This is a genomic window from Qipengyuania sp. B-5, assembly GCF_056857815.1.
Map to the genome: position 1 here is coordinate 140,569 of NZ_JBSXNU010000054.1, position 13,000 is coordinate 153,568.

Annotated in this window: 12 protein-coding genes; 3 read left to right on the plus strand and 9 right to left on the minus strand. The window is 63.1% G+C overall.

From position 1 onward, the window contains the following. Positions 1-32 precede the first annotated feature (32 nt). Positions 33-308, minus strand: a complete 276-nt coding sequence (locus tag AC13CE_RS14255; RefSeq protein ID WP_482972785.1) for a transcriptional regulator domain-containing protein — start codon at positions 306-308, stop codon at positions 33-35. Between the two features lie 346 nt (positions 309-654). Between AC13CE_RS14255 and AC13CE_RS14260 the strand changes: the two genes are divergently transcribed. From AC13CE_RS14260 to AC13CE_RS14270, 3 genes are all read left to right on the plus strand, one after another. Beyond that, a complete protein-coding gene (locus tag AC13CE_RS14260) occupies positions 655-1,236 on the plus strand; it encodes a sigma-70 family RNA polymerase sigma factor (RefSeq protein ID WP_482972786.1) in 582 nt (193 codons plus the stop codon). Positions 1,237-1,327: 91 nt separating this feature from the next. Continuing rightward, entirely contained in the window at positions 1,328-3,676 is a 2,349-nt protein-coding gene (locus tag AC13CE_RS14265) for a TonB-dependent receptor plug domain-containing protein (protein WP_482972787.1), read from the plus strand. Further along, positions 3,676-5,811, plus strand: coding sequence for an Atxe2 family lasso peptide isopeptidase (locus AC13CE_RS14270; RefSeq protein ID WP_482972788.1), 2,136 nt, complete (start codon positions 3,676-3,678; stop codon positions 5,809-5,811). Before AC13CE_RS14265 ends, AC13CE_RS14270 begins: the two co-directional genes overlap by 1 nt. On the opposite strand, the gene AC13CE_RS14275 is transcribed toward AC13CE_RS14270, so the two are convergent. The 8 genes from AC13CE_RS14275 to trbL form a co-directional block, all read right to left on the minus strand. Then, on the minus strand, positions 5,808-7,532 hold the full coding sequence (locus AC13CE_RS14275; protein ID WP_482972789.1) for an asparagine synthase-related protein: 1,725 nt from the start codon (positions 7,530-7,532) through the stop codon (positions 5,808-5,810). The two genes, AC13CE_RS14270 and AC13CE_RS14275, sit on opposite strands and share 4 nt — an antisense overlap. Continuing rightward, the gene (locus AC13CE_RS14280; protein ID WP_482972790.1) at positions 7,529-8,152 is read right to left on the minus strand and encodes a lasso peptide biosynthesis B2 protein; all 624 of its coding nucleotides are present in this window, start codon (positions 8,150-8,152) and stop codon (positions 7,529-7,531) included. Before AC13CE_RS14280 ends, AC13CE_RS14275 begins: the two co-directional genes overlap by 4 nt. Positions 8,153-8,203: 51 nt before the next feature. Beyond that, positions 8,204-8,341 (minus strand): benenodin family lasso peptide, encoded by a 138-nt coding sequence (locus AC13CE_RS14285; protein ID WP_482972791.1) that lies wholly within the window; start codon positions 8,339-8,341, stop codon positions 8,204-8,206. Between the two features lie 267 nt (positions 8,342-8,608). After that, a complete protein-coding gene (locus AC13CE_RS14290; protein ID WP_482972792.1) occupies positions 8,609-8,851 on the minus strand; it encodes a DUF2274 domain-containing protein in 243 nt (80 codons plus the stop codon). Beyond that, positions 8,851-10,020 (minus strand): TraB/TrbI/VirB10 family type IV secretion system protein, encoded by a 1,170-nt coding sequence (locus AC13CE_RS14295; protein ID WP_482972793.1) that lies wholly within the window; start codon positions 10,018-10,020, stop codon positions 8,851-8,853. The genes AC13CE_RS14290 and AC13CE_RS14295 overlap by 1 nt, the downstream gene beginning before the upstream one ends. After that, positions 10,017-11,000 (minus strand): P-type conjugative transfer protein TrbG, encoded by a 984-nt coding sequence (trbG, locus tag AC13CE_RS14300; RefSeq protein WP_482972794.1) that lies wholly within the window; start codon positions 10,998-11,000, stop codon positions 10,017-10,019. Before trbG ends, AC13CE_RS14295 begins: the two co-directional genes overlap by 4 nt. Further along, on the minus strand, positions 11,000-11,680 hold the full coding sequence (trbF, locus tag AC13CE_RS14305; RefSeq protein WP_482972795.1) for a conjugal transfer protein TrbF: 681 nt from the start codon (positions 11,678-11,680) through the stop codon (positions 11,000-11,002). The genes trbG and trbF overlap by 1 nt, the downstream gene beginning before the upstream one ends. A gap of 6 nt (positions 11,681-11,686) precedes the next feature. Continuing rightward, the gene (gene trbL / locus AC13CE_RS14310; protein WP_482972796.1) at positions 11,687-13,000 is read right to left on the minus strand and encodes a P-type conjugative transfer protein TrbL; all 1,314 of its coding nucleotides are present in this window, start codon (positions 12,998-13,000) and stop codon (positions 11,687-11,689) included.

Here is a 13,000-nt window from a genome sequence, read left to right on the forward strand (position 1 = left end):
CGGCAAATGCTTCCGCGATCCGGGGGCAGATCTCAATCGCTCCCTGCAAGATAATGATGCTGGCGGTGACTTGCGCACTCCAGAAGGCTGGCGCAACGCTGCAGTTCGATGCTGGATCGCACGGGAAATTCGAGGCCCCATGACCGCGCCATCCGTCGCGAAGCCGAGGCCGGCACCGGATTTCCATTCCGACAGCACAATTGGTCGTATTGCTCTTTATACATCGCATTTCGGCGCAGGAATTCCTGCGCGAAATCCGGAAAGTCGCGCGCGCCAGACTGGCCGTCGTCTTTGCTGGTTCGATCCATGAGACTCCTCCTTTCCGACTGCGCTTTCTAGCTTCGGCCAGCAGGCAACGGCATCCTGAGGCCAGAGGAGTAAGCTCCCCAGTTCAGGGCATAATCCTGGCGCCGGAATGGATGTAGTTGGCGCTTGCATCCCTAGGTTGGCTGCGCCACTCTTCTTCGGCGCGGCCTTGAATGCTGGCACCGTCCGCGTGGAATTCTCCGCCAGACATCAAGCACGCCGGTCCGACCAGGCCCGGCGGCCCAACCGGTCAAAGAGCGATAGCTCTGGACGGCGGCACGACACTGGAACCTGCAATCCCTCGGCCAGAAGGGCCGGCAGGAGTGCGGCTGCCACCTTTCACAAAGCATGTCCCTGAATGCCGTCGTCGGGCGGCCCGAGGACACACCACCGCGCGATGTCCGTAATCGCGACGAAACTCGCTGTTCGAAGGCCGTCCCATCGAAGATTCTCGAAACTCTGTACCGCACAGAACACGGGCGCCTGCTGGCCTATTTGTCCTGCAAGGTCGGAAACGAGCAAGCGAAAGACCTTGCGCAGGAAGTCTTCCTGCGCGCTGCCGCAAGCGATCAGATCGATCGGTTGCGAAACCCCTGCGCTTTCCTGTTCCGGATCGCGCGCAACATCCTCATCGACCGGGCTAGGAGGCAATCGTGTCGGCTAAATCCCTTGCCGTTGTTCGAAGGTTGCGATGTCGCGCAAACCGGCGGGCAAGAAGAACACTTGCATGCACAGGACCTAGAAACGTTCTTCGAGCAATCCCTTGCACGGCTTCCTGAAAAGACCGCCCGCATTTTCGCGATGAACAGGATCGAGCGGAAGTCGTACCGCGAGATCCACGAGGAGTTGGGGATCGCTCTGGCGACGGTCGATTATCACATGATGAAAGCCCTCTGCCATCTGCGCGCGCAGATGGATGCCTGTCTCTGACCAAAATTAATTTCAATTGAAACTAAGGTGATCGCGCTACTTTGCGTCTTCATCCCTGCACCGGCGCGACCGGCTGATCAGGGAGATGACAATGAAAATCGAAATCCGCGCGATAACATGCCTCTTGGCCGGAACCGCTCTCGCAACCTTGCCCGCCCCCCTGCTGGCACAGGATGAAGCGCAATCGAGCAAAAACGCAGACAGTCCCGATCCGGAAACACAAACTTCGGATAACGACCCGATTGTCGTGACCGGAACGCGCATCAGAGGCGCCCGCGCGATCAGCGAGACAATTTCTCTCGATCGCGAGACGATCGTCGATGCCGGACAGATCGATCTTGGTGAGGCGATCCGCTCGTTGCCACAGAATTTTTCGGGAGGTCAAAACCCCGGTGCGGGATCGGGTGCCGGTCTCGTCAACCAGAACATCAACTCGGCCTCGTCCGCCAACCTTCGCGGTCTCGGACCGGATGCTACGCTGACGCTGCTGAACGGGCACCGATTGCCTTACAATTCGGCTTTTCAGGGAGTCGATATCTCCGCGATCCCGCTGGCTGCGGTCGACCGGGTGGACGTCGTACCTGATGGGGCGTCAGCTCTCTACGGTTCTGACGCAGTGGGGGGTGTCATCAATGTGGTCCTCCGCCGCGACTTCGACGGCATCGCAACGTCGGCGCAGCTTGGTGTCTCGACCGATGGCGGCAATTTCCGCCAGCAGGCCGACATTGTCGCCGGCACCACTTGGAGCGGAGGAGGCTTCATGGTCGCCTACGATTTCGCGAACAACTCGGAGATCGAAGCGCGTCAGCGCAGCTATGCATCGGGCCTGCTGCCTGCGACCTCCCTCTACCCAGCCATAGCGAGGCATGCTGTCACTCTCGCCGCGCATCATGATATCGCTCCGGGCGTCGAACTTGCCCTCGATGCCCTCTACTCCAGGCGCACTTCGAGCTTTCTTGCCGGCACACCGGCGCTTGAAATCGCCCGCGATCCTTCGCTCGAAGGCTATACCCTCGCGCCATCGGCGCTGATCGACATCGGGTCGGGATGGGAGGGCCGGGTGCTCGGCGTTTTCGGACGCGATCGCACACGGTATCGGACGACCTTTTCGCCAGCGGACGGCCCGTCGCGAGGGGCTAGCGGTCGTTACTTCAACGAAGTCGCCTCGCTCGAAGCCGGTGCGGAAGGTCCGCTCTTTGCGTTTCCTGGCGGCGATGCACGCCTCGCGGTCGGTCTCGGCCTGCGCAACACCAGCCTCGACTACGAAGCGGTCGAGACAACCCGCAGCTTCGCCTTCGACGTCACGCAGCGCGCCCGTTTCGCTTATGCCGAACTCTACCTGCCGCTGGTATCCGCATCGAACGACATCGGAGGCATCGACCAACTCACCCTTTCGGGCGCTGTTCGGTACGAAGACTATCCCGGCCTCGACAGCCTGGCCGTTCCGCGTATTGCCGCCACCTATTCCCCGGTAGAAGGCCTGAGCCTGCGAGGAAGCTGGGCTCGCTCTTTCAAGGCACCGACACTCTACCAGCAATATGTCGCCTACGAGACAATTCTGTTGCCGGCATTCTTCTTCGGTGCCGGTACTGGTTCGGAAACGGTCCTTTATGCATCGGGCGGAAATCCCGAGGTCCAACCGGAGCGGTCGCGTAGCTGGACCGCCGGTATCGAGTGGAGCCCCAAGGGTGCTGAAAATCTCCTTCTGTCGGCGACCTGGTACGACATTGATTATGATGAACGGGTAACAGTTCCGATTGCCGGATCGATCGGCGCTGCCTTCAGCAATCCGGGCTACGCGGATATTATTGATCGGTCGCCCGATGCCGAGTCGCTTGTCGATCTGATAGCGGGCGCACCCTTCGGCCTTGAAAACTTTACCGGAGCGCCTTTCGACCCGGCAGATGTCGTCGCCTTCGTCGACAATCGGAACATCAATGTTGCCGCCTGGGCCGTTCGGGGAATCGATGCCAGGATCGCATGGAGCAGAGCCTTCGGCGATGACCAGAGCATCGGCTTCGACGTGGCCGGGACCTGGATCGACAGCAGCCAGCAATTGAGTGAACATTTGCCAGAGGTCCAATTGGCAGGAGTGGTCTTCAATCCGCCGCGCTATCGCGCGCGCGGCGCGGCACGATATCGCGCCGGACCTTTGCGAGCCAATCTCGCGGTGAACTATATCGGGGTCTTGGAAGACCGGCGGTTCGCCGAGGTTCAGCGGCTGTCCCCTTCGGCGACGGTCGACCTCGGCCTGAGCTATGCGATCATCGCCGGAGAAGATCGTGATCCCGGTCTCGAGATATCGCTGACAGTCCAGAACCTGTTTGACGATGAGCCCCAAATCATCGGACAATCCGGACCGACCGATACGCCCTATGATGCGACAAACTACTCTCCGATCGGGCGGTTCGTGGCTGTAGGTCTCCGGAGGAAGTGGTGATGAGTTTGCTCCTCGCCGCAGCCTTTGCCCAGACGATCGTGCCGACCGCCGATATCCCGGCCCGAACAGGCGATCCTTGCGCGAGCATAGCCGACAACAGCGCAGGCAGTCCGTACCAGCCACGTACGATCACCCTCGAAGACCAGCTGACGATCACCGATATCGGGCGCTACATGCCCGACCCGACGCCGAGCCCGTTCGGCTTCTCGCCGGACGGTGAGAAGGTCGCGGTCCTCGTGCTCACTGCCGACCCCGATGCGAATGCCTACTGCCTCCGGCTTCTGGTCATGCCGACCGAAGGCGAAGGCGACATCATCGAGATCGATCGCGGAGGCGAATTCATATTCGACGACTTCCCGCTCCGCGACTTCATGACGGTGCGGGCGGGCTGGACCAAACCGTATTCTCCGCGCTGGTCGCCGGATGGCAGCAAGATCGCGTTCCTGAGGCGCGAGGAGCAATCGACGCAGGTCTGGCTTGGGAATCCCGATGGCAGGGACGACGCAAGGCAATTGTCCTCGCTGCAGGATAACGTCGATGCTTTCGCCTGGACGCCTGATGGCAGCGGCATAGTCGTGGCAAGCCGCCCGGACATCAGGCGCGAAGCCGAGGCGATCGCCCGGGAGGGGCGGCGTGGCTTCCTGTTCGACCACCGTTTCGCGCCGCAGTTCGCCGACTATCCGGTTCCCACCGGACATGCCGAATACACCTATACGCTCGTGTCGCTCGACGACGGATCCGAACGCGAAGCGACCCTTGAAGAACGAAGCTTACTTGCGCCTCCAAGACCGGCAGACATTCCCGAGAGCGCGCGCGCATACAGGCCGGGCCCGGATGGCCATGCGGCGTGGCTCGAACCCAAATTTCCAGAGCGGATCGTCAGTCCGACACGGCTTGTCATCGCCTTGCCGCACGGTACGCGGCGTCAATGCGACAGCCTGGAGTGCGAAGGAATTCGCGACCTGTGGTGGTCCACCGAAGGAGGGGGTCTGTTCGCCCAACAGGTGACCGGTTGGGCCACCAGCAGGAGCGCGTTGCTGCGATGGGACGTCGACGCCCCTTCGCCGCGCAGAGTCCTCGAGACCGACGATGCCGTGGTCGGCTGCAGCCCGCTAGGTGCAGAGCTCGTGTGCCTGCGCGAGGGTAGTGTGCAGCCGCGCAGGATGGTCGCGATCGATATGACATCAGGAGCAGAGCGGATCGTGTTCGATCCCAATCCGCAGCTTCGCGCGATCCGCTATGGTGAGGTGCGCCGCTTTCGCTTCCGCAATGCCTTTGGAGTCGAGACCTTTGCAGATCTCGTCCTCCCACCCGATCACCGGCCAGGCGAGCGGCATCCGCTCGTGGTCGTCCAGTATTCGAGCCATGGCTATCTGCGCGGCGGAACCGGCGACGAGGTTCCGGTCCATCCGCTCGCGGCGCGCGGCTTTGCCGTCCTCAGTTTCGACAGGCCTTCCTTTCTGCCGGAAGGAATGGCGGCCACGCGCGAGGCAGACATGCGCAACGGCGGCCGAGGCGACTGGGCGGACCGGCGCCAGGTTCTCTCGTCGCTCGAAATGGCTGTGGAACATGCCCTTGCGACAGGCGCGGTCGATCCAGAACGAATGGGCATCAGTGGATTCAGCGACGGGGGCGGGACGGCGCAATTCGCGATGGTGAACTCGGATCTTTTCAAGGCGGCATCGATGGGTTCGTGCTGCGAAGACATGTACTCCTTCGCGCTCGCTCCGGGCCCGGTCTTCGCGGATCAGCTACGTGAACGCGGCTACCGCTATTTCGAACCCGGCATGGAAGAATTCTGGCGACCGATGTCGCTTATCCTGAATGCGGACAACATCGACATTCCCTTGCTCCTGCAGATCGGGGATAGCGAATATGAAGGTGCGCTCGACGTGGTCGAGGCCTGGAAGGACCGCGGTAATCCCATCGAGCTCTATGTCTTTCCTGACGGACCACATTTGAAATGGCAGCCCGCTCACCGCGAGGCGCTCTACCAAAGAAACGTGGAGTGGTTTGAATTCTGGCTGGCCGACAAGCGCAATTGCGATTCGACGCGCGACGCGCAGTACGAGCGGTGGCTGGCTATGCGAGGCGCACCAGACCGCGAGGATCTCACATGCGCGGCGCCCTACTAACCGGTCCATGAGCGTGCCCAGTTCTCCGCTTCCAGCAAGTCGAGCAATCGGCTTATAGTGGCTCCGCTCACCTTGTGATCGGCGTGAAGTGCCTCTTCGACCGCGATACGATCGATGACGCCCTCCGCCGCAAGAAGACCGTCGAGCAGTCTCTCCGCGATCACTGCGCGATTACGCTGGAATGCAGCGCGAATGAAGCTGTCGGGACCGGCCTTGGACGTCCGCACAAGAACGGTTTGGGGCAAGGTTTCGCTGAACGCGCGCCGCGCCAGGGCGCGATTGCGTCCGCCATGCGCCCATTGCCAGGTCGGCACCGCAAGGCAGAATTCGACCAGCGGTTGGCTCGCCAGTGGAGAAAAACGCGGCAGAGAAGTCGCCGTGCCATGGATATGGTTCTGGCCATGCATGATCAGCAGGAGGTGATCCTGCCATCCTGTCCGCTTTCCCTGCCCCGCTATTGGCCAGGGCGTCAGTGCCGGGCTTTCAGGCGCCGCCGCATCCCCATTCAAAAAGCTGTCATCCGGTGGCCAGAGGGCCGACGATCGTCGAGCGAGCAACCGCCGGAACGTCGCACGCAGCATCGTTGGCACGGAGCAGCCGGTGACGCGGCACATGTCCAGCAAGGTCGCAAAAGACCCTTTTCCGGGACCCTCGTCACGCATCCGGTCGACCAGTGGTGCCGCGGAATGAAGGAAGCAGAACAGATTGTCGCCGCCGTTCCCGTCGAAGACCACTTCCGCGCCGAGTTCGGCCATTGCGTCGCAAAGCACTCTATCGAGAACCGTGAGGAAGGCGCGCCGGCCGGGTCGGGGAAGGCCTGCAGAAGCAGATTGCGCGGGATCGAACAGCAGCGGGTCATAAAGCCGCTGCGTGAAGCGTGCAGCGCATGCTTCGGCCACCGCCCGGGCATAGGGGATTTCATCGCCGCTCGGATCGGCGGTCGCGACGCTGACGCAGCCGAACTGCTTGCCCGCTCGACAGGCAGCTGCACAGATGAGCGAGGAATCGACACCGCCCGAGGCAGCCACGGCGTTATGTCCGAAAAGCTGCATCCAGCTACCAATGACACTGACGCTGAGGTGATGCAGTTCTTCGGCATGCTCTTCGAATGTCAGCGACGAATTTCGCTTCGCGAAATCCTCTGCCCTCCACAGCTGTGTATCTGACTGAGACGGGCCGGCCCGGACAAGGGCGCCCGGCACCAACTCGTCGATGCAAGCAAGACAAGTCTTTCGCTGGCGGAGCTCCGGTCTGCGAAGGTGTGCTGCTAACATCTTGTACGAAACTTCCGGGCGCTTGCTGGTGCATTGGCCGAAGAGACCGGGGTCACTGGCCAACAGCAATGTGTCTCCAAGTACCTGCCGATATACCGGCAATAGCCCAGAGGTATCGGCCATGATCGACCAGCGTCCATCGGACTGATCGCGGACCGCAAGCAGATAAGCCCCCCAGAAATTTTCAAGGAGGAAGCTTGCCAGTTCGGCAGGGTTCGCATGGCGGGCTGCGAAGACCTCTCCATGGCGGGCTGGCGCCGACGGGGTGCGAGAGAACACATGCCCGAGAACGATTCCGGCAGCGCCGCCATCAAGGAGTGGCACATCCTTTCCGACCCACAGCGAGGCACGCGACGTGGACAGTCCGGCTGGATCTGGCGCACGCAGCACCTCGCCGCCGGCAGTTCCATGCAAAGGAAGCGCGAGGATGAACGCGATTTGCCTCACAGGACAAGGATAGGGCGATAGCGCCGCACTTCTTCGACACTGTCCGAGAGCACGTCCGCGCCATGCTGGACCCAGCAATGCGCGGCGAAAGGCGCTGTCTTGACGCCGATCACCAGCTGGGACCTGCAATCCCTGATAGCCAGGTTCAGGGCCAGAGCGATCGAGCGCGGAAGGCATCGATCGGCTGCCGTGCGAATAAGCCGTGCCTGTTCGAAAGCGCGCACGCAGGCCCGCGCGGCGACGTCCATCCTTATCGAACTGCCCGCCCGAGTCTCAAGGACCGCATGCGTTTCATGGAGAACGGCACATAGCGATGTAGCGGCGAGCCGTTGTTCAACACGGCGCTGCATCCATAGAGCCCTTGCGACTTCGCCAAGCCGGAATCGCCCATCTTCCATATCGGGCGAAGACCTCAGCGGTTCGGACCATTGGTCAGGACGCGGCAGGGCAGCTGGCTGAAACCAGTATGGAGAATTCTCTTCCTCCATACTTCTGATCAGCTCGTCATTGCGCGCTTCTGGCAGGCAGAAATACCGGTCGTGCGTGATATCGAGAAAAACCAGCTGGCGATCGATCCGGCACCACGCCACCTCCCCCTGCTCGATTTCGGAAATATCCATCTTCGACGCAAACTGCGGGGCGCCGCAATCGACAGGGCGCCCCGCATTTGGTCAGTCGTCGGCCATGCCGGTGAGATAGTTGAGGCGTCCACCGCTTCCATCCTGGTCGAAAATGGCGACGCCCTTGGTTTGGAGCGAAGCCTTTCCAAGATCGATGACCTTCGGCTCCTTGCGTTCAGGGGTGCTCATGGCATTTCTCCTTGTTTGCTGGCGCGACTCCAATCGGTCGCTGCATCAAGGTGATTGGCCCTTTTGCAAGATGCTATTTTATAATCGGAATATATCGCTCGCCCGCATCGAACGGCCGTCGAACCGACTTTGCACACATCCTCAGACGGACACGCCGATACCATTAGCGAGCATGGACATACGTGCTGCGGCCCGCTCGCCCATCGGCCAGGATCAACCCATTGCCTCGGTAATCAAGCGAGGCCGGGTTTTCAGACGCTCTTCGCCCTATTCGGCTCTTGCCGATCTACTTCGAACGTTCCTTCTGGCTTTCGCGAAGGCGCGATCGCTGGCGACAAACCGCTCGAGCATCGGCGCGATGAGATCGACCGGCGCGGGGGCATCCTGAGTGCTTCCGCCGTTCATGACCGCGGCATATTCGGTCAGGGCGCGATGCAGCCGTGCAGGTATTTCGATCGTCAGCTTGACCGGTTTCTCATCGGTGATGTCGGTGAGCTTGAGCCGGGTCATCATCTGGCCTCAAGCACGATATCGCGCGTCACCAGCACGCGCACGGGATAGCCGGGACGGATGGTCAGCGTCGGGCGGATATTGAGCTCACGCGAGACCACCTGCTCGCCAGCACGACCGACACTGTCCTGACTACCTCGGCGAAAGGCGCGCGCCAGATCGCTGTCGCTGCCCGAGCCCAGTTCACTGCCGACGCCGAGCAGGCTCGAAACCAGTGCGGCCTTGAGCACCCCGCCCCAGTGATAATCGACGCCGTCTTCGAGCCCGGCATAGCCAGAGGGGTCCGCGGCAGGCTGGCGCTCGAGGACGAGCGATCGCCCGTCGGGCAGGATCAGCCGGTTCCACGCCAGCAGCACCCGCCGCTGACCAAAGCCGACGTTCGATTCATAATCGCCAATGAGGCGCGACCCTTGCGGGACGAGCAAGCGCCGGCCTGTTGCGCTGTCATAGACATTCTCGGTGACCTGGGCGGTGACGAGGCCGGGCCGGTCTGAGCGGATCCCGGTGATGAGGGCGGCGGGAATGACCGAACCGGCCTGCAGGAACGGGCCGGACGGCGCCGCGCTCAGGCGTTCGGGAGCGACGGTCCGGCGCTCCGCCGGTCGATCGAGAAAGCCCGGTGCATCCAGAGCTGGCACCTTGGGTCCGGCCGGTCCTGCAAGCTGCGCCGTATCCGGCACTGCTGGCTCAAGACCAGCCGCAGGCGCACCGCCGCCGAAGAACAGGCGACTGCCCCGCGCCGCCTCGCGTTCCTGTTCGATGCGCTGACGCGCGGCCTCTTCCGGGCTAATCCCCTGCGACGGCGGCGGTGACTGCCCCCCGACAGGTGGCAATTCCGCGACAGCGCCGCGATCCTGCGCATCGAGGATGGGCTTGCCGAGATCGCCGGGGAGCGGAGGTCCAAGCCTCGGCACCTGCGAATAGTCCCTCGGCGCAGAAGCCAAACCGTCTGCCACCGCCACGCTTTCGGTATTGAACAGCTCATCCGCGGCATCCTGCGATGCCGGCTCCAGCGCATAGAGCAGCGCTGTGCCGACCACAGCAAGACCGGCGGCACCCGCGATAGCGACAGCCTTGCGCGACAGCCGCACGACGCGCGGCCCTTCGCCGCGCAAACTGGTGATGGATTCGGCATCGGGCGGAGCGGCGAGCGTCTCTTCCTCGCTCATGAGCCGGGCCGCCCGCGATTGGTGATTGTCACCCGCTTCTGCCGGCGCCCTGCCCCGAGACGCAATTCGGCTTTGCGGAACAACCTGTCGACGATCAGGTAGCGGCCCGAAACGCGGTAATTGACCAGTTCGGCTGCGCCTTCTTCGCCAATCACGAAAAAGGGCGGCATCTCGCCCTGCGCGATGTCCGGCGGGAATTCGACCAGCGTACGCCGGCCGTCATCGAAAACGCGCAGCGGACGCCAGGCGGGTCTGTCGCCCGACAGCCGGTAGTCGAAATTGAGATTCTCGAGCGTGAAGCCATCGGCAACCGGCGCGGCCAGTGCCGCCTCGGTCCGGGACCTGCGGAGCGCGATCAGCTCGTCCTGCGGATACGACCAGCTGACCGAAGCCATATAGACACGCGAACTGGCGCGCAGTTCGATATGATAGGTGCGCCGGTCCGTATTGATCACGAGATTTGTCGTAATGTCGGGCCGGGTCGGCTTGACGAGGATATGCACCCGCTGCGTCGCGGCAGTCCCGCTCAACGTGTCGCCGATCATCCAGCGGACCGTATCGCCCGCTGCAACCGGTCCGGGGCCGACCAGCGTCTCGCCTTCCTGCAAAGCGATATCGGTTACCTGACCGGGCTTGGCATAGACCTGGAAGAGCGCGCCTTCACTATAGGCATAGCGCTGGATCGCGTTCTCGAAGCCGGCATTGCCGGGCTCGACCCGCGCCGAAGCGTTCGCCGCTCCCACCTGCTCCTCGGGGCCAGGAGCGGGGGAGCGGCGCGCGGCAGTGGGGGATGCCTGCCGCGAGATTATTTCGTGGAGGAACGTCGGAGCACCGGGCGAACGGACCATGGCAGAAAATGCCAGGTGCATGGCCGATGCGCCCGGTGCCGGGGTCGCGGACGCCGGAGGAGAGAGCGCCAGCGAGGCGGCACCGATCAGGCCGGGCAGGCCTGCGCGAAAGATACGATATGAGCGGGACATCAGCCGAGCTCCTTTGACCAGTTGATGGAGGTGACGAAGATTCCCAATGGATTCCTGGTGAGCGCATCGGGATTGGTGGGCGGTTGCACTGTGACACCGAGGATCGCGGTCCAGCGGGTCGTTTCGGCGAGGCTGCCATCACGGTAGCGGCGTTCGACCCAGGCCACCCGGAAGCTTCGCGGCGACGCGCGGATTACGCTGGCGACATCGACCGCGACCTGTTCGCGACCGATCATGGCGAAGGGATCGTTGGCGCGCGCGTAGTCGTTGAGCGCCAGCGCACCCTTGTCGCTCGCGAAGTCGTAGGCCCTAAGCCAGTTGTCGCGCACTACGATCGGATCGTCGGGAATGGCCCGGACATGCTCGATAAACCGTGCGAGGTGGAAAGCGATCTGCGGGTCGGTCGGCGCGAAGTCGGCATTGGCAGGCGCAACGCTGCGCGCTTCGCCAAGCTTGTCGACTTCGACCACCCACGGGACGATGGTGCCGCGCGCATTCTGCCAGATGAGACCGCCGGTCAGCGCCGCCGACAGGCCGAGCGCGCCGAAAAAGGCGTAGCGCCAACTGCGTGCCTGTACGCGGGCAGAACCGATGCGCTCGTCCCAGACCTGCGCCGCGCGCTGGTAGGGCGTCTCGGGTTGCGGCGTCCTGCCGTACCGGATCGAGGGGCGTTTGAACATGAGGGGTCAGTCCTTCTCTTGCGTGTCGATGGAAGCCCCGGCGCCGTGGCCGTCGCCGGCACGCACGGTATGCGCGGCCAGCGACGCTGAATGACCAAGGCTCTGGCGCTGCTTCATGGAACGGGCCCAGGCAGGCGGACCGCTGTCGGGGGACAGATCCGGCGACGTGGTGCCGGGTGCAGGCACGATGCGACCGCCCATATTGGCGACCGAAGTGCGCGCGCCTTGGCGGAAATTGCTTCTGACGCCCTCCGCGGCCTTGCGCAGCGGCGACATCGCAGCGCCTGCCGTCGCGCGCCCGACCCCGGCTATACCGCCCGCAACAGCCGCGCCGCCGCTCTTGCCGGCAGACCCGGTCGCATAGGCCATGGTCGCCCCACCCGCGGCGCGCGGCGCGCCACGGGCAACCGACGATGCTGCACTGGCAACCGCTCCCCCGGCAAGCTTGGCTCCGGCGACACCTCCCACGGCAGCACCGCCAGCAAGCAAAGCCGTGCCTGCTGCTGCGCCCGCTCCCAATTGCGGGCCGCCCGCCACGATGCCGTTGGCAATCCCGGGGCCGAATATACCCAGACCGAGCAGGGTAAGGCTCGCGAGAACGATGGCGAGCGCATCCTCGATGGTCGGCTCGCCGGGAATGGCGCTGGTGAACTCGGCGAACAGGGTCGAGCCGATGCCGATGATGACCGCGAGAACCAGCACCTTGATGCCCGAGGAAACGACATTGCCGAGCACGCGTTCGGCGAGGAAGGCGGTCTTGCCGAACAGCCCGAAGGGGATGAGAACGAAGCCAGCAAGCGTGGTGAGCTTGAACTCGATGAGAGTGACGAAGAGCTGGATTGAAAGGATGAAGAAGGCGATGATCACCACTGCCCAGGCGACGAGCAGGATCACGATCTGGAGGAAGTTTTCGAAGAAGCCGACATAGCCCATGAGGTCGGCGATCGACTCGATCAGCGGCCACGCCGCATCGATCCCGACCCGGGCGACGCGCCCCGGCTGCAGCAGGTCGGCAGCGCCAAGCCCCGACCCGCTGGCCTTAAGGCCTAATCCGGCAAAGCTCGCGAATACGATGTTGGCGAGCGCGCTCCAGTTGCCGATGATGTAGGCGAAGATGCCGACGAAAAGTGTTTTCCTGACGAGCCGAGCGATGATGTCTTCGTTCTCGCCCCAGCTCCAGAACAGCGCAGCGAGCGTCACATCGATGACGATCAGCGTGGTCGCGATGAAGGCGACTTCGCCCGACAGTAGTCCGAAGCCGCTGTCGATATAGCGCGAGAAGATCGCGAGGAAGCGATCGACGACGCCGGTGCCGCCCAT

Bases quoted from the DNA above. Each gene is read 5' to 3' on its own strand.
- AC13CE_RS14280 (WP_482972790.1), bottom strand. From the start codon at position 8,152: ATGGATATTTCCGAAATCGAGCAGGGGGAGGTGGCGTGGTGCCGGATC.
- trbF (WP_482972795.1), bottom strand. From the start codon at position 11,680: ATGTTCAAACGCCCCTCGATCCGGTACGGCAGGACGCCGCAACCCGAG.
- AC13CE_RS14285 (WP_482972791.1), bottom strand. From the start codon at position 8,341: ATGAGCACCCCTGAACGCAAGGAGCCGAAGGTCATCGATCTTGGAAAG.
- AC13CE_RS14260 (WP_482972786.1), top strand. From the start codon at position 655: ATGTCCCTGAATGCCGTCGTCGGGCGGCCCGAGGACACACCACCGCGC.
- AC13CE_RS14295 (WP_482972793.1), bottom strand. From the start codon at position 10,020: ATGAGCGAGGAAGAGACGCTCGCCGCTCCGCCCGATGCCGAATCCATC.
- AC13CE_RS14265 (WP_482972787.1), top strand. From the start codon at position 1,328: ATGAAAATCGAAATCCGCGCGATAACATGCCTCTTGGCCGGAACCGCT.
- trbL (WP_482972796.1), bottom strand. From the start codon at position 13,000: ATGGGCGGCACCGGCGTCGTCGATCGCTTCCTCGCGATCTTCTCGCGC.
- trbG (WP_482972794.1), bottom strand. From the start codon at position 11,000: ATGTCCCGCTCATATCGTATCTTTCGCGCAGGCCTGCCCGGCCTGATC.
- AC13CE_RS14255 (WP_482972785.1), bottom strand. From the start codon at position 308: ATGGATCGAACCAGCAAAGACGACGGCCAGTCTGGCGCGCGCGACTTT.
- AC13CE_RS14270 (WP_482972788.1), top strand. From the start codon at position 3,676: ATGAGTTTGCTCCTCGCCGCAGCCTTTGCCCAGACGATCGTGCCGACC.
- AC13CE_RS14290 (WP_482972792.1), bottom strand. From the start codon at position 8,851: ATGACCCGGCTCAAGCTCACCGACATCACCGATGAGAAACCGGTCAAG.